This window comes from Candidatus Nealsonbacteria bacterium (genome assembly GCA_011050465.1).
In the GTDB taxonomy this organism is placed as follows: Bacteria; Patescibacteriota; Minisyncoccia; order Minisyncoccales; family RBG-13-36-15; genus RBG-13-36-15.
The window spans coordinates 291612-312578 of record DRFQ01000009.1 but is presented as its reverse complement, the minus strand read 5'-3'; the positions used below and the strand labels follow the sequence as shown (position 1 = coordinate 312578).

Below are 20967 nucleotides of genomic sequence, written 5' to 3'. Positions count from 1 at the left end.
ATGGGAAATAACATGGAAAATTTAGAACAACGAGTCCAAAAAATTGAAGAAAGGAACAAGCGGGTTGAGATAGATAAATCATGGGAAACAAGCTGGACGAGGCGAATTTTATTGACTGTATTTACCTACTTAGCTATCGGAGTTTATCTTTGGGTGATAGAGATTTCTAAACCATGGATTAATGCAGTAGTTCCTGCAGTGGCGTTTATGTTGTCCACGCTCACAATGCCATTTTTCAAAAAAATGTGGCTGAAAAAGAAAGAAAAGCTCCCGCGTGACAGTTAAGAAAGCGAGAAAATGCCATGGGAAGTAAAATTATGAAAATTAATATCGGTTCAAAAAATCAAGTCAAAATAGACGCTCTTAAGGAAATCCTACAGGATTATCCCCATTTGAAAGATGCTGAGATTATTCTTACAGAAGCACTGTCGGAAGTGAACGACCAACCTAAGTCTTTGGAAGAAACTGTATCTGGCGCGACGAATCGGGCAAAAAATGCTTTTAAAGATTGTAATTACAGCTTTGGCATTGAGTCGGGTTTAATGGCAGTACCGAATACAAAGACAGGGTACATGGATGTATGCGTATGTGCGATTTTTGACGGAAAAGAATATCATTTAGGCCTTTCTTCTGCGTGGGAAGCGCCGAGAGAAGTTATTAATTATATACTCAATGACGGATTAGATATGGACGAGGCTGCCTATAAAGCAGGAATAACAAAAAACCGTAAGATTGGATCTGCCGAAGGATTAGTTGGTATTATGACAAAAGGCAGATTGATGAGAAAAGAATATACGAAAGAGGCTATCAGGATGGCGTTAATTCATGTGGATGTGGGATGAAATAAAAATGCTTTGCCCGTCCGTAGTCCTGAGCTTGCCGAAGGACGAAGGGAGATCATGGCCAATGAAGATAATAAAAAAATAGACATGCCCCGTAGGAAACAAGAGGGTTTTCGTGGATAAGACAAGATGGTGCGTTCAATATTAGATTTCCTTGGGACATAGACATTTTCAAATATTTTCCATTCAGAAACCCTTGATTATGTAAATAACAATATCTATCAAACCAGTCGTCGCTCCGCGTCTCCTTGTAATTCCTCCAGAATTAATAAAGATGTCCAAAGGTCTAAATCTAGTAGCAACTAAAAATATTTAATTTCCTAACGGGGCATGCCAGCTAAGAAAATAAGCCTCCAAAACGCAAAAGAAAACAAGTTATTCTATTTTGTTGCCAATGTAGTCATATATCGGGAAAATGACGGGCGTTGTTTGATTTTGAAAAGAAGCGACAGAGAAAAGGTGCATCCGGGAAAATATGGAGTGCCGGGAGGAAAACTCGAATGGCAGGATTTAGACATTGGTCATCCTACCCGTTTAAACGATGATGTGCTTGATTATGAAGCAGCCATCGAGAAATTATTAGTCAGAGAAACGAAAGAAGAAGCGGGTATAGAGATCGATAAAAAGTTATTATACGTAAATAGCGTCGCCTTTATAAGGCCAGATGAAATCCCCGTGCTTCTTGTGAAGTTTGCAGCGAGATATAAAAGTGGCGAAGTTCAATTAGAACAAGGTGCCTTTACGGACTATGTCTGGGTGAACACTGAGGAGGTAAAAAATTACAATTGTATTAAGGGAATCACCGAGGAGATTGCAGCCACGATCAGATTCTTCAAGAAAGCGCAATGATTCCCGTGAGTTATCTTTAAGGAAATTAGAAAGTGCTATGGAAAATAAAAATAAATATCTTCATGAGGTCGCGATTACGGCAATTATCGTAAAAGACGGTAGATATCTCATTACGAGACGTTCGCCAAACAAGGAACGGTTTCCCGGGATGTGGACCTTGCCCGGAGGCAGGATGGAAACCGATGATTATCTTCAATTACCGAAAGATACGGAGCAATATTGGTACAATGTTCTTGAACGAACATTACGCAGAGAAGTAAAAGAAGAAGTAGGAATCGACATAGATAATATCGAATATGTTACAAGCCTTGCGACAATCCACCAAGATGGCAGTCCGTCGCTTGTTATCTCCTGTATGGCAGATTATGTTTCAGGTGATATAAAGCTTCAGAAAGAGGAATCGGATCAATTTGTCTGGGTAGGATTAGAAGAAGCAAAAAAATACAGCCTTATTGACGGAATTTATGATGAGCTGGTAATGGCAGAGAAAAAGAAAAGGGGCGAGAGAGAAGAATGGAAAAGAGCTTAGCTATTTTCAAATAGAAGAAATTGATTTAGAATAAAAAAAACATACCCCGTAGTAGAATTTCGACAGTTCGTCCGGAGGACGGCGGGGTATAGAAAAGAGAGAAAAATCCTCATTATATAAATCATAAACAGAGATTTCGTTTCATTGATTTAAGCCGGAATTTCACTACGGGACATGCCAAAAAAGAAATTAAACTTAATCATTATTTCAATCCTGGTTTTAGCTTTTTTAGCCGGGAATTTGGTCTTCCCAAAATATTTTAATTCTGGAGTCGATTCTCTGAATTCTCGTCTTCGCCAAAGCTTTGGCGAACAAACCAAATTTAATTTACCTTATTTCCCAGAAATATCCTTCAGATTAGGATTAGATTTACAGGGAGGAAGCCATCTTGTTTATGAGGCTGATTTGTCTAAAGTTGAAAAAGAAAGATACGTAGAAGCCATGGAGGGACTAAGAGATGTTATCGAAAGGAGGGTCAATCTTTTTGGAGTACAGGAACCCATTGTTCAGACCCAGCAAGCGGGAGAAAATTACCGGTTGATTGTTGAATTGGCCGGCATAAAAGACGTTGGAGAAGCCATTAAAATAATCGGCGAAACTCCTTATCTTGAATTTCTAGAGCAGAGAGCTAATGAAGAAACTCAAATTATTTTAGATAAGCAGAAAGAATTAGAGGGAAAAGACCCTGAGGAATATCAGCAGATTGAAAATTGGTACCTGGCTTTCCAAAACCCTTATTTTAAACCGACCCAACTTACTGGAAAATATTTAGAAAAGGCTCAGCTTTCTTTTGATCAAACTACCAGTAAACCCCAAATTCAACTTCAGTTTACCGAGGAAGGGACTGAATTATTCGAGGAAATAACCGAAAGAAATATAGGAAAACCTTTAGCTATTTTTCTAGACGGAATGTCAATTGTAGATACAGACGGTGATAATGAAATTACGTTCAATGATTTTTATGCTCCCATTGTTCAAGGAAAAATCACCGGTGGCCGGGCAGTCATTACTGGAAACATGAATATAAGTAAGGCCAAAGAAATTATCCAAAGATTAAATTCAGGGGCCTTGCCCGTTCCTATAAAGTTAATCTCTCAGCAGACAGTGGGCCCTACTCTGGGGGCAATGTCTTTACAAAAAAGCTTGAAAGCGGGAATCATTGGCGCATTAGCTATAATCTTATTTATGATTCTTTTTTATAGATTGCCCGGGGTTTTGGCATCTTTGGCTTTGGGGATTTATCTTGTTTTAATCTTGTCCATTTTTAAACTAATTCCTGTTACTTTGACTTTAGCTGGAATTGGTGGATTTGTTCTGTCAATTGGTATGGCAGTTGACGCCAATATTCTGATTTTTTCCAGAATGAGAGAAGAACTGAGAGAAGGAAAAGATCTCGTTATAAGCATTGAAGAAGGAGTAAGAAGGGCTTGGCCATCAATTAGAGACGGTAATATAACCACCATCCTTGTTAGTTTGATTCTGTTTTTCTTTGGAACGAGCTTTGTCCAGGGATTTGCTTTAACCTTGATATTTGGAGTTTTGCTTAGCATGTTTTCTGCTATTATTATTACCAATCATTTTCTAAAATTCTTTGCCCAGACTAAATTTAGAGGAATAACCTGGCTCTGGAAATAAATAAGTAATCAGCATTTAGCAGACAGCAGACAACAAGTTTAATTTATGTTTACTGTTTACTGTTAATTGTTAATTGAACTGTGAAAAACTTTCTTTTTACTTCTGAATCTGTAACAGAAGGTCATCCAGATAAAGTTTGCGACCAGATTAGCGATGCGATTTATGATGATATGCTGAAACAAGATTTAGACACACATGCTGGAATAGAATGTTTCTGTACAACCGGGCTGATTTTAGTTGGGGGAGAGGCGAAAACAAAAGCGTATGTAAACATTCCGGTAGTGGTGAGGAACGTGTTAAAAGATATCGGCTACGATAAACCTGAGTACGGTTTTTGTTATAATGATGTTGGCGTTATAGTGACCCTACACGAACAAAGCCCAGATATTGCCCAAGGAGTTGAAGAAGGGGCAGGTGAGTTCAAAGAGCAAGGCGCTGGTGATCAAGGGCTTATGTTTGGATATGCATGCAACGAAACACCCCAGTTAATGCCTTTGCCAATTATGTTGGCACACAAACTAACTATGAGATTGGCTGAGGTGCGAAAAAATAAGACTTTACCTTACCTAAGGCCCGATGGAAAAAGTCAGGTCACCGTACAGTACAATAATAGTAAACCAGAAAGAATTGAGACGGTGGTGATAGCTGCGCACCATTCAGAAGATGTTAAGCTGGAAAAACTCCGCGCAGATATAAAAGAATTTGTTATAAATCCGGCGCTAGGAGATATGTTAGACGATGAAACAAGAATCTTTATAAATTCTACAGGAAGGTTTGTGTTGGGAGGCCCCCCGGCTGACGCAGGTTTGACGGGAAGGAAAATTATTACTGATACTTACGGGGGCGTTGGAGCACATGGTGGTGGTTGCTTTTCTGGTAAGTGTATTACAAAAGTTGATAGAAGTGGAAGTTATATGGCAAGATATGTTGCAAAGAACATAGTTGCTGCAGGGTTAGCAGACAAGTGTGAAATCCAGGTTGCATACTCTATTGGGGTTGCAGATCCTGTAAGCATCTTCATTCAAACTTTCGGAACTAATAGAATTTCTGAGGAGCAGATTCTCAAGGCTGTAAGGGAACATTTTAGCTTTAGGCCAGACGATATTATAAAACAGCTAGATCTTAAGAGACCAATATATCGTAAAACCGCTTGTTATGGCCATTTTGGCAGAGAAGAGCCAGAATTTACTTGGGAAAAAACAGATCAAACTAAAGAACTATTAAAATATCTCTAGGATGAACATCCCTTTTATTAAATATCGCAAGTTTTATTATTTTTTTTCCGGAGTTCTAATTTTAGGAAGCATTTTTTCTTTGGTTGTTTTCGGTTTGAGGCCGGGGATTGATTTTACCGGAGGGAGTATTTTAGAAATAGAATACCGGGCAGAGCGCCCTTCAAATCAAGAAGTCCAGGGGAAATTAGCCGATTTGGATTTGGGTTCTATTGTTTTACAGCCAACCGGAGACAGAGCATTAATTTTGAGGATGAAAGATATTGATGAAGAAACCCATCAGGCAATTCTTCAGAGGCTGGGCCAGGTGAAAGAACAACGTTTTGAATCAATCGGACCAGTTATTGGCCAGGAATTAAAACAAAAAACTAAATTTTTTACTGTTTTGGCTCTATTAGCAATTGTTCTTTATCTGACCTTTGCTTTCAGGAAGGTGTCCCGACCCTTATCTTCTTGGCAGTACGGACTCATTACTGTTTTTGTTGCTTTTTTTCATAATCTTTTGATTCCTTTGGGAATTTTTTCTATTCTAAGTCAAATCTATCCGATCCAGATAACCATTCCAATAGTTGTAGGATTACTGACAGTCTTGGGTTATTCAATCAATGACACTATTGTTGTTTTCGACAGAGTGCGAGAAAATCTTTTGAGGGGTAGAGAAGAAAATTTCCAGGACACAGTAAATTCGAGCCTAAATCAAACCTTGGTGAGGTCTATTAACACTTCTTTAACGGCTCTTTTTGTTTTGGTGGCAATCTTCTTTTTTGGCGGAGAAACATTAAAATATTTTTCTTTGATTTTAATCCTGGGAATTATCTGCGGAACTTATTCATCAATTTTTATTGCCAGTCCTCTTTTAGTAACCTGGTTTAACTTTAAACAAAAGAAGAGATAGGGTATTTATAGATGAAGGTGAAGGGGGTTGACCCCCCGCCACTTTTCTGGTAGTCCATCTGGCCAGACGAATTTCACAAAAAGTGGTGGTGGGGTTGATATATTCTACAAATATGGTATAAACATTAGAAAAGGTTACAATTATGTCAAATCCCATTAATTATTCAAAAATTTGTCAGGATTTATTAAGAGATCTTTCACCCCGAACTAAAGAGGTAATTTCTCGACGTTTTGGTTTTAGAACCGGGCAAAGAGAAACTTTAGAATCAATCGGCCAGAGCCATAATATCACCCGTGAAAGAACCCGCCAGATTGAAAAAGACGGACTCTCACGAATAAAGCGAAGAACGGATAGATGCCAGGAAGCTTTTAAATATTTAACCCACTATTTCAAAAATTCTGGCGGCCTAAAAAGAGAAGATATTTTACTTTCTCAACTGGGAGGAAAAAGATTTCAACCAAATCTTTTTTTTCTTCTGAACCTTAACGATCAATTTTATCGTTTTGGTGAAACAGAAGAGTTTTATCCTTTCTGGACTATCGATCAAAAAATCTTAAATTTAGTTCAAGGAACTATTAATTTTTTAACCAAGAAACTTGCAGAAAAAAAAGAGCCTCTCTTCTTCAAACAAATTTATAAAATTTTTCAAAAAGAGAAACCCCTTGATTCTAGGGCCTTTTTGGCTTTCATTGAAATCTCAAAAAAAATTGAAAGAGGGATAGATAATTTTTATGGTCTGAAAGACTGGCCGGAAATAAACCCTCGGGGACTGAAAGATAAGGCCTTTTTGGCTTTAAGAAAAGAAGACAAGCCCCTCCACTTTCGAAAGGTGGCTCTCCTTATTGATCAATTAAAGTTTTATCAAGAACCTGAGAACCAAAAGAGAGCTCTTTCACAAACCGTTCATAATGAACTTATCAAAGACCCAAGATTTATTTTGGTTGGTCGGGGGGTTTACGCTCTTCAGGAGTGGGGGTATGAACCGGGCTATGTTAAAGACATAATCAAGAAACTCTTGGAAGAAAAAGGCACATTTTTGGGCAAAGAAGAAATTGTTAAAGAAGTTTTAAAACAGCGTTTAGTTAAAACAAGCACAATTTTATTAAATCTTCAGAACAAACAATATTTTCTAAAAAATTCTGAAGGCTGCTATTCTATAAAAAAGGCTTAAAAATTGACAAGGTCAATTTATGACCTCCGGTCGCCCACTTTCAGTGGGACCCCCAGGAAGCGTTTAAATTGACAAAGTCAATTTACAAGAAGTTACTACATGCCTGAATCTCTATCCTTTTTTTTAAACTCTGCCCGGCAAATTATTGAAACTTGGTGGTGGTTAGTTCTTCCTTTTCTTTTATTTGGGCCATTTTTGTCTTTTTTTCTTTGGTGGAGAAATACAGTTTGGCTTAGCAAGATTAAATGGGTTTTACTTGAGATTAAACTTCCCAAAGAGACCATGAAGCCAATAAAAGCAATGGAGTATGTGATGGCTGGTTTTCATGCAATTTATGATCCTCCTGACTGGCGGCAAAAATGGATCGACGGCCAATATCCTCTTTGGCTATCTTTAGAAATGGTTGGCCTTGGAGGAGATGTCCGCTTTTTTATTAAAACCCCAGATAGAACACGCGCCCAGATTGAAGCTGCTATTTATGCTCAGTATCCAGACGCTGAAATTACCGAGGCCAAAGATTATGTTAATAATGTTCCTTACGATCTTCCAAACGAGGAATGGGACATGTGGGGCCGTGATCTTAGATTGTGGAGTCATGATGTTTATCCAATTAAAACCTATCCAAAATTTGAAGAAGCCAGAGAAATTAAAGAAGAGAAAAGAGTAGATCCTTTGGCGGCTTTTCTGGAGGGCTTGAGCAGGCTTCGGCCAAATGAGCAGTTGTGGTTCCAGATAATGATTTGTCCTTTTATGGGAGAATTAGACTGGAAACAAAGAGGAGAAGCTTTGATAAATAAAATAGCGTTAAGGCCAGAGAAAAAAGCTCAAAGACCCATGATTCAGGAAGCAGCTGATGTTTTGATTTTTGGACAACCGGCAGGAGAGCGGGTTCAAGAAGAAAGAATGAGCATGCCAGAGATGCAGCTCACTTATGAAGAAAAAGAGAGGGTTAAGGCAATTGCCGATAAAATTGCCAAACCTCCTTTTGAGGTCAGCATGAGAATGATGTATCTTGCAAAGCGGGATATTTTCTTCCCGGCCCCGGCAGTCCAGGCAGTTTACGGGCTTTTAAGGTCTTTGACTGTTATGAACCTTAATAGTTTTGCTCCTTGGGCAAAAACCAGAACAAGAATTATGTTTTTGTTGGTTAAAAGACGAACCTATCTGAGGAAAAGAAGAATGTTGAGGTTTTATAAGAGCCGGGATCCGGCTCCCGGCCACAGATGGTGGCGAAGATATTTCAAAGGAGGCATTCACCCGAGTAAAAAAGGAATTTTTGTTCTGAACACCGAAGAAGTCGCCACTTTATTTCATTTTCCAAGCAAAATAGTAGCTCCCGCTCCCCGTGTTTCCAGGACAGAAGTCAAAAGAAAAGAAGCTCCTCCCGAACTACCCACAGAGTAGGCGTAAATAGTTTAATTAGAGCTTTAAAGACATAGGTGAGAATCAAATTGCAGCTTTTTTAAATGACGAAAAATCATTATGAATAAAATAGATCAGCCAATTCTTTTTGCTGAAACCACTTTTAGGAATATAAGGAAGAAGTTTGGGATTAAACAAGATGACAGAAGAAGACATGTTTATGTTATCGGGAAAACCGGTATGGGTAAAACAGTATTACTTGAGAATATGGCAGCTCAGGATATTCAGAAAGGCCGGGGGGTAGGCTTTGTTGATCCCCACGGAGAGGCTGCAGAAAAGTTACTTGATCTTATTCCTTCTTCTAGAATTAACGACGTAGTTTATGTTAATCCGGCCGATATAGAATGTCCCATTGCTTTCAACATTATGGAGAAGGTTAGTCCCGAGAACCGTCATTTAGTTTCTGCTGGTTTAATGGGAGTTTTTAAAAAAATCTGGCCGGATGTTTGGTCGGCCAGAATGGAATACATTTTAAACAATTCTATTTTAGCTCTTTTAGAATATCCAGGCTCAACTATATTGGGAATAAATCGGATGTTGGCTGATCCGGACTACAGGAAAAAGGTGGTGGAAAGGATTACAGACCCCATAATTAAAACCTTCTGGACCCAAGAATTTGCTCGCTACACTCAACGTTATGAAGTTGAGGCGACAGCTGCCATTCAAAATAAAGTTGGCCAATTTATTTCTGCTCCTTTGATTCGGAATATTATTGGTCAGGTCAAATCATTGCTTGATATGAGGGAAATTATGGATAAAGAAAAAATTTTAATTTTGAATTTATCTAAAGGAAGAATTGGAGAAGATAATTCTAGGTTGTTGGGAGCCCTTTTAATTACCAAGCTGCAGTTAGCTGCTATGTCTCGGGTGGACGTACCAGAAGAAGAAAGGAAAGATTTTTATCTATATGTCGATGAATTCCAAAACTTTGCCACAGAATCTTTTGTTAATATTTTATCTGAGGCTCGGAAATATAGGCTGGATTTAATTTTAGGTCATCAATATATTGCCCAAATGGAAGAAGAAGTCAGAGATGCTGTTTTTGGTAATATCGGAACTTTAATCGCTTTCCGAGTTGGAGCAGAGGACGGTGAATTTTTGGAAAAAGAGTTTCTTCCTGAATTTACCGTTCAGGATTTAGTTAATTTAGCCAAATACAATATTTATATAAAATTAATGATAGATGGAGTAGCCAGTGCTCCTTTTTCGGCCGAAACGCTTCCTCCTATCCCAAAGATGGAAAAATCGAATAGAGAAAAGATTATTAAAGCTTCTCGAGAAAGATACAGTATGCCACGAGATAAAGTCGAGGATAAAATCGGTCGCTGGGTAAGTTCGGTAAAATTATCAGGGATTTCTTCTCCTGCCGCTTCTCAGCCTCTTTATGATGCCCAGTGCTCAAAATGCGGGAAGCGAACAAAAGTTGTCTTTCCTCCTGATGGCAAGAGGCCTGTTTACTGTAAATCTTGCCGAGGAAAAATAGAGAAAGAAAAGGCCAAACCAGAAGAACAAAAAACCCCTCCTCTTTCTCTCGATGAAGTCCTGAAGAAAGAACCAATTTCTTTTTCTTCTTTTAGAAAAGAACAAAAAAATTCTTCTAATACTCCGAGAAAAAGGAAAGAGGTGAATCTGGAAGAATTAAAGAAAACTTTAGGAGAAGCTTTAAAAAAAAGAGAAAATAAAGATTCCCAAGAATGAAGACAGTAAAGGATTTCGATTTCAAGAATAAAAGAGTTCTGGTAAGGTGTGATTTCAATGTTCCCCTGGATAAACAAGAGAACATTTTAGATGACCTTAGAATAAAAGCAATAATTCCTACCGTTAAATACCTGCTCAAGAAAGGGGCAAAAATAATTTTAATGGGTCATTTGGGAAGACCAGACGGTAAGGTGGTAGAAGAATTACGTTTAGATCCCATAGCCGTTAGGTTGTCAGAGTTGTTGTTTCTATCCGTGAAAAAACTAGAAGACTGCGTCGGGAAAATAGTAGAGACAGAAATAGAAAAAATGAAACCGGGAGAGGCGATTTTATTAGAAAATGTCCAGTTTCATCCCGGAGAAAGGAAGAATGATTTAGAATTTGCAAAAACATTGGCTGGTTATGCCGATATTTTTATAATGGAGGCTTTTGGGCAGGCTCACAGGGATTATGCTTCTATTGCCAGTATTTCAAAATATATTCCATCAGGAGCCGGGATTCTTTTAGAAAGAGAGATTAACAATTTAGAGAAACTACTGGAAGATCCCTCAAGGCCATTGGTAGCTATTGTCGGTGGCAAAAAAGTAAAGACAAAAACAAAATTGATTGATAAGATTTCAGAGAATGCTGATTTTGTGCTTATTGGAGGATTAATACAGAAAGAATTAGAAGAAAAAAATATCAAATTAAAATATCCTGAAAAGATTATAAAACCAGTAGATAAAATAGGCGGAGGACAGGATATTGGACCTGAAACCATAAAGCTTTTTCAAGAAAAAATTTCTTTGGCTAAAACTATTTTTTGGAATGGTCCTTTGGGAAGAATCGAAGAGAAAAGTTTTTCTAAGGGGACAGAAGAGATTGCCAAAGCCATTGCCCAAAGCCGGGCCTTTTCGGTTGCTGGCGGGAGAGAGACCGTTGAATTTATCGGAAAACTTGATCTGACAAGTAAATTCACCCATGTTTCTACCGGTGGCGGAGCAATGCTAACTTTTCTTTCGGGCGAGAAATTGCCAGGAATAGAAGCATTGAAATAATCGTTCAGCAATCTGCTTCAAAGGACCGTAGAATTTCCCACCGAGAAATTCTACCTAGTCCTCGGCTCGCTCGTCGCCGAAGGCGACACCGTGGCCGCGAGCCTGTGGATGTCCTTTTCAGCAATTGCCTCACTTAATGGTTTTCGTTTCCTGTAATCAGTTGCCTCGCTTTAGATAAAAAAATAATGGGCCAAAATGGCTTTTTTAGCTCTTCGACAAAAATTCGTATTATTCGTATGTTATTCGCCCTATACCAATCCTCACTTCGTTCGGATGGTACTCCGCACCAATCCTTCGTTATCGCTCAGGATGGTGCGGGGCAGGCGGGACAAGCGCTCGAGGATATGCCCCGCGTGCCCCGTACTTCCGCCGGAGGCGGATAGTATGGGGTACTCAAATCCTGAGGATTTGTAGTACCAGGGTAGATTGGTACCGCGTTTATGGAAATTAAAAATTTAAAAAAAACTGCCGATAGGATAATAATCGCAATAAAAAATAAAGAGAAAATCATTTTATATGGCGATGCTGATTTTGACGGGATAGCATCGGTTATTATTTTAAAAGAGGCAATCAAAAGTTTGGGGGGAAAGATTGAAAACATTTATTTTCCTGACAGGGGAAAAGAAGGATATGGAATCAACAAAAAAGCTTTGGCTTTTTTATCAAAGTCAGCCCCGGCTCTTTTTATTGCTTTAGATTGCGGAATAAGCAATTTCGAAGAAACGGAAATAGCAAAAAAATTAGGTTTTGAAGTTATTATTATTGATCACCATGAAATTTTAGAGAAATTACCCAAGGCTTCTATTATCGTTGATCCCAAGCAGAAAGGCGATAAATCTTTTAAACAAGTTGCTACGGTCTTAATTGCTTTTAAGCTTTCCAAACTTCTTTTAAAGAAGAAGGATAATCAGAGCTTGATTGAAAATTTTTTAGAACTTACAGCTTTAGCCACCATAGCTGATATGATGCCAGAGATTGAAGAAAATAAAGATATTATTGAAGAGGGTTTGAGGCTGTTAGAATCAAGCTGGAGGCCGGGTTTAAAAGTTTTTTTTGAAATAGATTCGATAAAAGATTATAAATCAACGAGACAAATTGCTCAAAAAATTATTTTTGCCGTTAATGCCGGAGGATCCCAGAATCATCTTCACGAATCTTATGCGCTTTTAAGCAGTTCTTCTCAAGAGGAGGCCAAAATCTTAGCCATAAATCTTCTTGAAAAAGCTAAGCAGAAAAAGATAAAAACCCAAGAAATAGTTCAGGAGATAGAAGAAAGGATCTCCGAGAATTTAACGAATATTATTATTTTTGAAGGAGATTCCTCCTGGCCGTCTTTTCTAGTTGGGCCGATAGCTTCAAAAGTTTATGCTTCCTTCCGGAAACCTACTTTTATTTTCAAAGAAAACAAAGAGGAAAGCCAGGGAGCGGTGAGAACGCCAAAAGGAGTAAATGGAGTAAAGGCCATGCTTGAATGCCGGGAATTTTTAAAGACTTTTGGGGGACATCCTCAGGCGGCCGGTTTCAAATTAGAAAATAAAAACCTAGAAAAGTTTAAAAAATGCCTAATTAATCATTTTACTCACCAAGATTTTGAAAAGTAAATCTTAAAGAGCTTATAATAAAGACATGGATCGAGAATCATATTACGGCATTATAGGTAACGGAGAAACTTGCGCCTTAATCTCTCCCACGGGGAGTATTGATTGGCTTTGTTTGCCAACTTTTGACGGCAATATGATTTTTTCTAAAGCCTTGAATCAGAAATTAGGCGAGTCTTTGTATATAGAAATATTAGACGGCGAGGAAAAAATCTTACCCAAAGAGTTTAGTCAGAAATATATTAAGAATACAAATATTTTAGTGACAGAAATAGAATACAGGCCAATAAAGCTAAAGATTACAGATTTTATGCCTTGGAAAGGAATTTCAGAGACTATTCGAGACAAAAGATACATATTCCGGATCATAGAATTACAGAACAAAACGAGGCGGAAAAAGAGCATTAAAATAAGCTTGGCTACAGAAAAGAGGGGAGAGCTGAAAGAGAAAGATTATATTGAAGGCAAGGGTTTTGTTCTTGGAGTTTATATAGAAAAGAATTTTATCGAACTAAGAGCGAGAAAAAGTAGAGAGGTTTTTATGGCGTTGTCTTATGGAGAAACTAGATCTAGGGCAGAATATTTACTTAGTAAGGTTAAAAAAGTTAATATAAAAAACGAACTTGAGAAAACTGAAGATTTTTGGAGAAATTGGTTGTCAAGAGGAAAAAGAATATTGTTCAAAGACAAAGAATATGATGGCATGTATTACCGTTCTTTGTTGGTTTGTAAGCTTTTGACATATCACAAAACAGGAGCTTTTCTGGCCGCTCCCACAGCCTCTTTTCCCGCAGCGTCTACCACGGCCGAAAATTGGGATTATAGATTTTGTTGGCTTCGTGATAGTTATTTTATATCCCGCGCTTTTCTAAAAACAGGCCACTACGAAGAAGTTAGGGATTTGTTAGAATTCTTATATTCTATTCAGGGATCAGATGGTAGTTGGCTGCCACTATATACGATAGAAGGTAAAAGACTTAAAAAAGAGATTATAATAGAAACAGGAGAAGAAATTATGAGGATAGGCAATGCCGCCAGAAATCAACTTCAGCTGGATAATGAAGGCAGCGTTTTATACCTAACATATTTATATTATCTTTTCACCAAAGATAAGAGGTTTCTTCGAGAATACTGGAGAAAGATTACCAGGGCTGCTGATTGGATTGCGCAGAACTACAGGAGACCCGAAAATGGATTATGGGAACTAAGAGAAAGAGAGCACAAAAAGAGAGCCCAATGGGTTTATGGAAAGGTGATGTGTTATGCAGGCATAGAATCTGCATTAAGAATTAGAGAAATTTTAGGAAAAAGGCTAAGACCAAGATGGGAAAGAGCCAGAGATTCTCTTAGGGGCGATATCTTAAAAGAAGGATGGTCAAGTCAAAGAAGGTCCTTTTTACAACTCTATGATAATGATTCCCAGATAGATATCTCTGTCCTTGCCATAGAAGATTACGGTTTTTTAGATCCGCGTCACTCAAAGATGCGCAGAACAGTAAAATTGATAGAAGAAAAGCTGGTGACCAAGGGGTTTGGGGTAAAGAGATTTGAAGATGCGAGCTTACCTTTCTATCTGCCGACTCTGTGGCTTGCTTCCCATCATATAAGAACAGGAAATATACAAAAAGCAAAAAAATATATAGATGCCTGCATAAGATCAAGCACCGACCTGTATTTATGTGCAGAGCATTTCGATCCCATCAAGGGAGAGCAGCACGGTAACTTCCCTCAGGCTTTTAATCACTCAATGTTTGTAGAAATACTGTTAAGTTTAAAGGAAAGGAGATATACTCTTGGATTTTTGAATGTTCTTAATCTTCCCTTGAAAATATTTTTGAATTTTTTTGATAAACTGAAATCCAAAAGAAGATTTTATCTTCGAGTAAAATTATAAACTGTAATTAGTATAATTTTATGAAGAAAATAATAATCTATATAGACGGTGGCTCTCGTGGTAATCCTGGGCCCTCAGCTATCGGAGCTGTCTTTTGTAATCAAAAAGGGCAAAAGATTAAAGAATATTCTGAATATTTAGGAGAAGCGACCAATAACGAAGCTGAATACAAGGCTTGTATTTTCGCTTTGAAAAAATTTAAAGCTCTTTTCGGAAAAAAATTAGCTAAAAACACAGACATTGAGATAAAATCAGATTCTGAGCTTTTGGTAAAACAATTATCTGGCAAGTATAAGATTTTAGATCCTAAAATTCAACTCCTTTTTCTGGAGGTCTGGAATCTGAAACTCGATTTTAAAAAAGTGAATTTCAAATCAATTCCAAGAGACAAAAACAAAGAAGCCGACAGATTGGTGAATGAGGCTTTAGACGCTTCAAAAGCCGTTCAAAAATTGCTTTAAATTACTTCTCGAATTAAAAAGAAGCCTTGATCGTTACTAAATCAAGGCTTTTTCATTTTAGGCTTCGGCTGGTTCTAGCTTACTCCACAACAGCCTTAGCCAACTGTCCAAGTTTTTCAAAAAGTAGGGAGCGTAAACCACCTCAATCAACCGACGGGTATTGTTTTCAATATCTTTCTTCATGTTGCCAGTTCTGATTAGTCGGAAAGGTGAACCAATCTCTATTTGTGTTTTATTATCCTTTGTTAAAGAAGGAAAGATAGGAATAATGGTAGCTTCTTCTTCAAGAGCTAATTTTACTGCCCCTACCGGAAATCTTGCCTGGGCATTGCCAATTCTGCAAATTACTCCACTGTCGTCTTGCCTTGTCATATCGATGGCCAGGACCACAATCCTTCCATCAAGCAAGTGATGAGCTGCATTGGGAAGGATTTTTCCTTTTTTCACTTCTTCATAAACAATATCGCCAAAACGAAGCCTTAGGCGCATCATTAAGTTAAAAAGCCATTTTGGTTTGATAGGTTCAGCTGGAATGTAAACCTTTACCCCAAAAAGAGGAATTACTCCAAACATTTCATCAATCGGTCCTACGTGAGCTACTGCTACGACGATTTTTTCACCTTTCTTATAACGATCAAGCAGAATTTCAGAGTTTTTAGTTTTTATTCTCCTTGCCATCTCTTCCAGGCTTGTAAACTCATTGCCGAGCATAGCCCCCCAGGAGCGAGCCAATGTTCTTGCAAGTTGCCAGGCGATTCGGTTTCTTTCCTTCTCGCTCAAATCGGGACGAATCAATGATATATTGCTTCGAATTCTTTCTCTGCCTTTTTTATAACATAAGAAAATTAAAATCGTGGCGAAAACAGCAAATTTTATTCTAACGCTAAAGGAACGTTTACGAAAAACCAGATAGATTATCCGAACCAATAGAAATAATGATAGACCCTTAAGCAGCTTGATGAACCAGGCAGGCGCTTTCAAAATTCTCACGAGTTTGATCTCCCTTCGTGTTTTTAACGTACAGTAAGAGCTAACTTCCTTATTTTTGTTGTATCATCTTAGAGAAAATCCGTCAATTTAAAAAATGCCTCAGTCTTTGACCGGGGCAAACGATTTTATTAAAGATTTATCTTTATTTCGACTTTCGTTTTTTCTCCAATGTCCTTATTGCTTTTTCATCAAAGCCGAAATGATGAGCAATTTCATGGAGAATAGTATTTTTGAGAATTCCTAAAATTTTATTTTCAAAACGGGCTAATCTTTCGACCGATTCTTGAAAAATAGTGATTTTATCTGGCAGAATATTGCCAAACCCTCGGCCCCAAGTAGTTTTTGGAACTCCTTGATACAATCCCAAAAGAAGATTACCTGCCCTTATTTCACTTTTCTTGAGTTGTTTGGAGGAGGGTTTTTTTTCAATAACAATTGCCACATTTTCCATTCTCTCAAAAATTTCTTTTGGCATTTCTTTTAGAGCCCGACCAACTAATTTTTCGAAATCTTCTTTTTTCATATTGAAAAGAACTTCGTCATTAAAGAGACTATACTGAAATAAATAATGAGAGTTGAAATATCATTGGCAATCGTGCTGAAGGGACCTGAGCCGATTGCCGGGTCTTTTTTAAAGCTTCGTAAGAGCCAGGGAATAATAATAGACAGAGCTACTGCCCAAGTAGTAGAAATAAACATTGATAATCCTAAAATAACTCCGATGAAAGGAGAAGTTTGCCAGAAAAAAGAAATTAAGGTAAACAGTAAGGCACATACTAAGGCAATAAATCCGCCAATCTTGATCTCTTTTGAGAAATAAGTTGTGGTTTTTAACTCAGGATTCAATGTTAGACTTCTAATAAATATTGTCTGACTTTGAATTGCTACAGCATTTGCCATATAAAGCATTACCGGAATGAAGAAAGCGAAAATGATTTGAGCCTCCAAAGTTGTCTCAAAAAACCCCAGGATTTTGGCAGCAAAAATACCGCCCGTTAATCCTACTAGCAGCCAGGGAAGTCGAGCTAAAATAATTATTCTGCTCGGTTGTTTAGTAATATCAAGTATGTTTTCATTAAACCGTTCAACACCGGCAAGTCTTAAAATATCTTCGGTTGCTTCTTTATACAGAATACCCAGAATAATATCAGAAGAAACTACTCCCAATAATTTTTCGGTTTTATCAACCACCGGAATTGCCTTTAAATTATATTTGACGGCCAAGAGGGCAACTCTTTCTTGATCAGTCCGGAGGCGGACTCTTACTAATTTTCTATCCATTATTTCTGAAACTACAGTTTCTTTCGATTTTAGGAAAATTTCTTTGATGGAGATTACACCCTTTAACTTCTGCTCACTATCTACAATATAAATATAATTAATGGTATCCAAATTTTCTATCTTTTTTAAAAGATTCTTTTCTATCTCAGAGATTGTATCGGTAGTCTTCACCACAGGAACCTTAGAAATAGGGAGCATAATGACTCCAGCCATGTCAGATTTTAGATGAGAGCTCCTTATAAATTTTGGAGTTGAGTTTTCCATTAATTTATTATACCCTTGCCTTCTAAAATTTCAAAAGAAACTTAGGAGGGCTTGCCCTCCCAAATTCGCCGCAGAGGTGAACTTAGGAGGGCTTGCCATTCCAAAAAATAGATGCTATCTTAAAAGAACTGTTATTATGGAAAAGATCAAAGAAAATTCAAAAAAGACTAAAGAAAACCCAATAAAAGATATCGAGAAAAAGATAAATCTTAAGAAAAAGACCAAAGAGAATGAATTTAAAATTGATCCCGAAGAGATGCTTCGGGCTGGCTTGCAATTTGGCCACCAGACCTCCAGAACCCATCCCAAAATGAAACCCTATCTATTTGGAGTAAGAAGTTCTATTCATATTTTTGATCTGGAAAAAACAGCAGAAAAACTAAAAGAAACTTTGGGCTTTATTCAAAAGCTGATTCTAGAAAATAAAACCATACTTTTCGTAGGAACAAAAATTCAGGCTAAAGATTTGGTCAAGGAAATGGCAGCCGAAACTGGTTTTCCTTATGTTGTTGAGCGCTGGCTGGGAGGAACTATGACAAATTTTAAAGTGATTAAAGATAGGGTCGAATATTTTAAAGATTTGGAAAGAAAAAAAGAGACAGGAGAACTTGAAAAATATACGAAAAAAGAAAGATTAGAGTTTGATAAAGAACTTCAAAAGCTGAGGATAAAATTTGAAGGAATTAAAGAAATGTCTCGAATTCCAGACGCCATTTTTATTGTGGATATAAAAAAGGATGCTTTAGCCATTGAAGAGGCTAGAAAGAAAGGATTAAAGGTGATTGGAATCTGCGACGCTAATACTGATCCCACTTTAGTTGACTATTCAATTCCTGCCAATGATGACGCTATCTCTTCGCTGAAATACATTTTTGGAAAGGTTAAAGAAGTGATATTAAAGGCAAAGCAAGAAGTAAAGGATAGAGAGCAGAAAGCAGAAAACAAAGAACAAAAAACAGGAAGCAAAGAACAGGAGATTTAATTACAATATTGATTGCCTGCTGTCCACTATCTACTGTTCTCTGTTTACTGTTTTTTTAACTATGGTTTCAATTGAGAAAATTAAACAATTAAGAGAAGAGACCGGGGTTTCTATTGCTGAATGCAAGAAAGCCTTAATGGAAACTAGAGGCGATATCGAGCAAGCTAAAGAAACTTTAAGGAAGTGGGGGGGAGAATTGGCCGGCAAGAAATCAAAAAGAGAGGCGAAAGAAGGAACTATCGAAAGCTATTTACATCCCAACAAAAAAATTGGGGTTTTATTAAATATCCATTCTGAATCTGACTTTGTAGCAAAATCATCTGAGTTTCAGGGATTGGCCCATGAGATTTGTCTTCAAATTGCGGCCATGAAACCTCTTTATCTTAAAGTTGAAGACATTCCAGAAGAATTTATTCATGGTGAAAAGAATATATACCAGGAGCAACTAAAGAATTCTGGTAAGCCTCAAAAAATAATCAATGAGATTGTTGAAGGGAAATTAAACAAATACAAAGAAGAAATTTCTCTTCTTTCCCAGGCTTGGATTAAAGATCAAAATAAAACCATCAAGAGTCTTATTGATGAGCATATTGCCAAATTTGGCGAAAATATTATTATTAAAAAATTCGTAAGATACGAAATATAAAATGGCAGAAATTTTCGCATTAATCGTGTTCATTCTTAGTTTTTTTGGAATGCTGTTAATTTTTTTGAAAAAAATTCCGATCCTCATTTCTTTATCTCCAAACACTCAGGATTCTCAAGAGAATTTATTTCTTAAATTAAAAAATAAAACCCTAGAAATTCGTTTTTTAAAGCCTTTTTCTTCAGAAGTTTTTTTACAAAAAATTCTTTCTAAAGTTAGAATTTTAACCTTGAAAACTGAAAATAAAACTTCATACTGGCTTCAACAGTTAAGAAAGAATGCTCGAAAGGAAAAAGAGATAGAGAATGACAATTATTGGAAAGAATTAAAAAATTCAACCAGCCAAAGAGGCAAAGATTCTCCACGCGATCTGGGAGAAAGTGACTGATGTCAGGATAGTTCAACGGAAGAGCAACCCCGCCCTTTTTGTGCTGAGGTGGCTCAATAGCAGAGCAGCGGTTTTGCCCGCCCCGTAACAATTTTGCCTGGGTAGCTCAATGGCAGAGCAATGGTTTTGTAAACCATAGGTTGGGGGTTCAAGTCCTCTCCCAGGCTATGAAAATTTGTTACGGGGTAAACCGCAGGTCGTGGGTCTGCCTCGAACCAAAGCACCGAAGCACCGAAGCACATAACGCCTTATGGCTCGGTGCTCGGCCGAGCACTAAACTTTTTAGTGCTCTGGTCTCTCCCCCTGGCTCTTCAAATGATTCTTATTTATATCACTTGCAAAAATAAAGCTGAAGCTAAAAAAATTGGATTGGCTTTAATAAAGAGAAGACTGACTGCCTGCTGTAATATTTTTCCGATTGCATCAATCTATTGGTGGAAAGGGAAAGTCATCAAAGACAAAGAAGCGATTTTAATTGTTAAAACTTTAAAAAGGAATTTTCAAGAAATTGAGCGTGAAGTTAAAAAACTCCATAGCTATACTGTCCCTTGTATTCTGGAAATACCCGTAAGAGAAGCTAATCGCAAATATTTAAGCTGGCTCAAGAAAGAGTTACTGAGATGAAAATTAGAAAAGCTACCTTTAAAGATATCCCTCAAATTCATAAGATAGTTAATAGTTTTGCTGCCCAGGATTTGATGCTTCCTCGTTCTTTAAACCAGCTCTACGAAAATATTAGAGATTTTTGGGTCTGTGACAAAAATGAAAAAGTTTATGGCTGTTGCAGTCTTCATATAATCTGGAGAGATTTAGCCGAGATAAAGTCTTTAGCAGTTGTCCCGTCAGAGCAAAATAAAGGGATAGGGACAAAGTTAATTGAGACTGTCTTAAAGGAAGCCGAAAGCTTAAAAATTGAAAAAATTTTTACGCTGACTAAATTAACAAAGTTTTTTGATAGGTTTGACTTTAAAAAGGTTTCAAGGAAATCATTGCCTCGAAAAATTTGGGTAGAATGTATTGATTGCCATAAATTTCCCAATCATTGCGATGAAGTCATTTTGGTGTGTGAACTGTAAAAATTAAGATGGTTTTTAAATAGGAACTTGACCCCCCACCACTTTTTGTGAAATTCGTCTGGCCATCTGGACTACTA

The 20967-nt window shown here is 37.4% G+C and carries 22 protein-coding genes and 1 tRNA gene; 20 read left to right on the top strand and 3 right to left on the bottom strand.

What is annotated here, in order from left to right:
• Positions 1–12 precede the first annotated feature (12 nt).
• From ENH66_03550 to ENH66_03485, 14 genes are all read left to right on the top strand, one after another.
• Positions 13–285, top strand: coding sequence for a hypothetical protein (locus tag ENH66_03550; protein HDZ54744.1), 273 nt, complete (start codon positions 13–15; stop codon positions 283–285).
• A gap of 17 nt (positions 286–302) precedes the next feature.
• A complete protein-coding gene (yjjX, locus tag ENH66_03545; protein HDZ54743.1) occupies positions 303–842 on the top strand; it encodes an inosine/xanthosine triphosphatase in 540 nt (179 codons plus the stop codon).
• 330 nt (positions 843–1172) lie between these two features.
• Positions 1173–1691, top strand: coding sequence for an NUDIX domain-containing protein (locus ENH66_03540; protein ID HDZ54742.1), 519 nt, complete (start codon positions 1173–1175; stop codon positions 1689–1691).
• 37 nt (positions 1692–1728) lie between these two features.
• Complete coding sequence (locus ENH66_03535) at positions 1729–2220, top strand: NUDIX domain-containing protein (protein ID HDZ54741.1); 492 nt, start codon at positions 1729–1731, stop codon at positions 2218–2220.
• A gap of 174 nt (positions 2221–2394) precedes the next feature.
• On the top strand, positions 2395–3855 hold the full coding sequence (secD, locus tag ENH66_03530; GenBank protein HDZ54740.1) for a protein translocase subunit SecD: 1461 nt from the start codon (positions 2395–2397) through the stop codon (positions 3853–3855).
• Between the two features lie 80 nt (positions 3856–3935).
• On the top strand, positions 3936–5090 hold the full coding sequence (locus tag ENH66_03525) for a methionine adenosyltransferase (GenBank protein ID HDZ54739.1): 1155 nt from the start codon (positions 3936–3938) through the stop codon (positions 5088–5090).
• Between the two features lies 1 nt (position 5091).
• Complete coding sequence (gene secF, locus ENH66_03520; protein HDZ54738.1) at positions 5092–5982, top strand: protein translocase subunit SecF; 891 nt, start codon at positions 5092–5094, stop codon at positions 5980–5982.
• A gap of 142 nt (positions 5983–6124) precedes the next feature.
• Positions 6125–7153: a hypothetical protein gene (locus ENH66_03515; protein HDZ54737.1), complete on the top strand. Its 1029-nt coding sequence runs from the start codon at positions 6125–6127 to the stop codon at positions 7151–7153.
• A gap of 99 nt (positions 7154–7252) precedes the next feature.
• Positions 7253–8557 (top strand): hypothetical protein, encoded by a 1305-nt coding sequence (locus tag ENH66_03510; protein HDZ54736.1) that lies wholly within the window; start codon positions 7253–7255, stop codon positions 8555–8557.
• Between the two features lie 78 nt (positions 8558–8635).
• Positions 8636–10273 (top strand): hypothetical protein, encoded by a 1638-nt coding sequence (locus ENH66_03505; protein ID HDZ54735.1) that lies wholly within the window; start codon positions 8636–8638, stop codon positions 10271–10273.
• On the top strand, positions 10270–11310 hold the full coding sequence (locus ENH66_03500) for a phosphoglycerate kinase (protein ID HDZ54734.1): 1041 nt from the start codon (positions 10270–10272) through the stop codon (positions 11308–11310). The genes ENH66_03505 and ENH66_03500 overlap by 4 nt, the downstream gene beginning before the upstream one ends.
• Positions 11311–11750: 440 nt before the next feature.
• The gene (locus ENH66_03495) at positions 11751–12911 is read left to right on the top strand and encodes a hypothetical protein (GenBank protein HDZ54733.1); all 1161 of its coding nucleotides are present in this window, start codon (positions 11751–11753) and stop codon (positions 12909–12911) included.
• A gap of 25 nt (positions 12912–12936) precedes the next feature.
• Positions 12937–14802 (top strand): glycoside hydrolase family 15 protein, encoded by a 1866-nt coding sequence (locus ENH66_03490; GenBank protein ID HDZ54732.1) that lies wholly within the window; start codon positions 12937–12939, stop codon positions 14800–14802.
• Positions 14803–14822: 20 nt separating this feature from the next.
• Positions 14823–15263 (top strand): ribonuclease HI family protein, encoded by a 441-nt coding sequence (locus tag ENH66_03485; protein HDZ54731.1) that lies wholly within the window; start codon positions 14823–14825, stop codon positions 15261–15263.
• 57 nt (positions 15264–15320) lie between these two features.
• Here the strand turns inward: ENH66_03485 and ENH66_03480 are convergent, their stop codons facing one another.
• From ENH66_03480 to ENH66_03470, 3 genes are all read right to left on the bottom strand, one after another.
• Positions 15321–16262: a hypothetical protein gene (locus ENH66_03480; GenBank protein ID HDZ54730.1), complete on the bottom strand. Its 942-nt coding sequence runs from the start codon at positions 16260–16262 to the stop codon at positions 15321–15323.
• Between the two features lie 133 nt (positions 16263–16395).
• Positions 16396–16776, bottom strand: a complete 381-nt coding sequence (locus tag ENH66_03475; GenBank protein ID HDZ54729.1) for a metallopeptidase family protein — start codon at positions 16774–16776, stop codon at positions 16396–16398.
• Complete coding sequence (locus tag ENH66_03470; protein ID HDZ54728.1) at positions 16773–17798, bottom strand: magnesium transporter; 1026 nt, start codon at positions 17796–17798, stop codon at positions 16773–16775. Before ENH66_03470 ends, ENH66_03475 begins: the two co-directional genes overlap by 4 nt.
• Before the next feature lie 136 nt (positions 17799–17934).
• On the opposite strand from ENH66_03470, the gene rpsB reads away from it, so the two are divergent.
• The 6 genes from rpsB (at position 17935) to ENH66_03440 (ending at position 20890) form a co-directional block, all read left to right on the top strand.
• Positions 17935–18780, top strand: a complete 846-nt coding sequence (gene rpsB / locus ENH66_03465; GenBank protein ID HDZ54727.1) for a 30S ribosomal protein S2 — start codon at positions 17935–17937, stop codon at positions 18778–18780.
• Between the two features lie 61 nt (positions 18781–18841).
• Entirely contained in the window at positions 18842–19426 is a 585-nt protein-coding gene (locus ENH66_03460; protein ID HDZ54726.1) for an elongation factor Ts, read from the top strand.
• A 1-nt stretch (position 19427) separates the two neighbouring features.
• Positions 19428–19814 carry a hypothetical protein gene (locus ENH66_03455; GenBank protein ID HDZ54725.1) on the top strand — a complete coding sequence of 129 codons (387 nt, stop codon included), beginning with the start codon at positions 19428–19430 and terminating at the stop codon, positions 19812–19814.
• Between the two features lie 95 nt (positions 19815–19909).
• Positions 19910–19981, top strand: a tRNA-Thr gene (locus ENH66_03450).
• Positions 19982–20129: 148 nt separating this feature from the next.
• Positions 20130–20438, top strand: a complete 309-nt coding sequence (locus ENH66_03445) for a divalent-cation tolerance protein CutA (GenBank protein ID HDZ54724.1) — start codon at positions 20130–20132, stop codon at positions 20436–20438.
• Complete coding sequence (locus ENH66_03440; GenBank protein ID HDZ54723.1) at positions 20435–20890, top strand: N-acetyltransferase; 456 nt, start codon at positions 20435–20437, stop codon at positions 20888–20890. The genes ENH66_03445 and ENH66_03440 overlap by 4 nt, the downstream gene beginning before the upstream one ends.
• Positions 20891–20967 lie beyond the last annotated feature (77 nt).

What these genes read in the sequence shown, in the direction of transcription:
- ENH66_03550 (HDZ54744.1), top strand. Translation starts at nt 13, where the DNA reads ATGGAAAATTTAGAACAACGAGTCCAAAAAATTGAAGAAAGGAACAAG.
- yjjX (HDZ54743.1), top strand. Translation starts at nt 303, where the DNA reads ATGGGAAGTAAAATTATGAAAATTAATATCGGTTCAAAAAATCAAGTC.
- ENH66_03540 (HDZ54742.1), top strand. Translation starts at nt 1,173, where the DNA reads ATGCCAGCTAAGAAAATAAGCCTCCAAAACGCAAAAGAAAACAAGTTA.
- ENH66_03535 (HDZ54741.1), top strand. Translation starts at nt 1,729, where the DNA reads ATGGAAAATAAAAATAAATATCTTCATGAGGTCGCGATTACGGCAATT.
- secD (HDZ54740.1), top strand. Translation starts at nt 2,395, where the DNA reads ATGCCAAAAAAGAAATTAAACTTAATCATTATTTCAATCCTGGTTTTA.
- secF (HDZ54738.1), top strand. Translation starts at nt 5,092, where the DNA reads ATGAACATCCCTTTTATTAAATATCGCAAGTTTTATTATTTTTTTTCC.
- ENH66_03515 (HDZ54737.1), top strand. Translation starts at nt 6,125, where the DNA reads ATGTCAAATCCCATTAATTATTCAAAAATTTGTCAGGATTTATTAAGA.
- ENH66_03510 (HDZ54736.1), top strand. Translation starts at nt 7,253, where the DNA reads ATGCCTGAATCTCTATCCTTTTTTTTAAACTCTGCCCGGCAAATTATT.
- ENH66_03505 (HDZ54735.1), top strand. Translation starts at nt 8,636, where the DNA reads ATGAATAAAATAGATCAGCCAATTCTTTTTGCTGAAACCACTTTTAGG.
- ENH66_03500 (HDZ54734.1), top strand. Translation starts at nt 10,270, where the DNA reads ATGAAGACAGTAAAGGATTTCGATTTCAAGAATAAAAGAGTTCTGGTA.
- ENH66_03495 (HDZ54733.1), top strand. Translation starts at nt 11,751, where the DNA reads ATGGAAATTAAAAATTTAAAAAAAACTGCCGATAGGATAATAATCGCA.
- ENH66_03490 (HDZ54732.1), top strand. Translation starts at nt 12,937, where the DNA reads ATGGATCGAGAATCATATTACGGCATTATAGGTAACGGAGAAACTTGC.
- ENH66_03485 (HDZ54731.1), top strand. Translation starts at nt 14,823, where the DNA reads ATGAAGAAAATAATAATCTATATAGACGGTGGCTCTCGTGGTAATCCT.
- ENH66_03475 (HDZ54729.1), bottom strand. Translation starts at nt 16,776, where the DNA reads ATGAAAAAAGAAGATTTCGAAAAATTAGTTGGTCGGGCTCTAAAAGAA.
- ENH66_03470 (HDZ54728.1), bottom strand. Translation starts at nt 17,798, where the DNA reads ATGGAAAACTCAACTCCAAAATTTATAAGGAGCTCTCATCTAAAATCT.
- rpsB (HDZ54727.1), top strand. Translation starts at nt 17,935, where the DNA reads ATGGAAAAGATCAAAGAAAATTCAAAAAAGACTAAAGAAAACCCAATA.
- ENH66_03460 (HDZ54726.1), top strand. Translation starts at nt 18,842, where the DNA reads ATGGTTTCAATTGAGAAAATTAAACAATTAAGAGAAGAGACCGGGGTT.
- ENH66_03455 (HDZ54725.1), top strand. Translation starts at nt 19,428, where the DNA reads ATGGCAGAAATTTTCGCATTAATCGTGTTCATTCTTAGTTTTTTTGGA.
- ENH66_03445 (HDZ54724.1), top strand. Translation starts at nt 20,130, where the DNA reads ATGATTCTTATTTATATCACTTGCAAAAATAAAGCTGAAGCTAAAAAA.
- ENH66_03440 (HDZ54723.1), top strand. Translation starts at nt 20,435, where the DNA reads ATGAAAATTAGAAAAGCTACCTTTAAAGATATCCCTCAAATTCATAAG.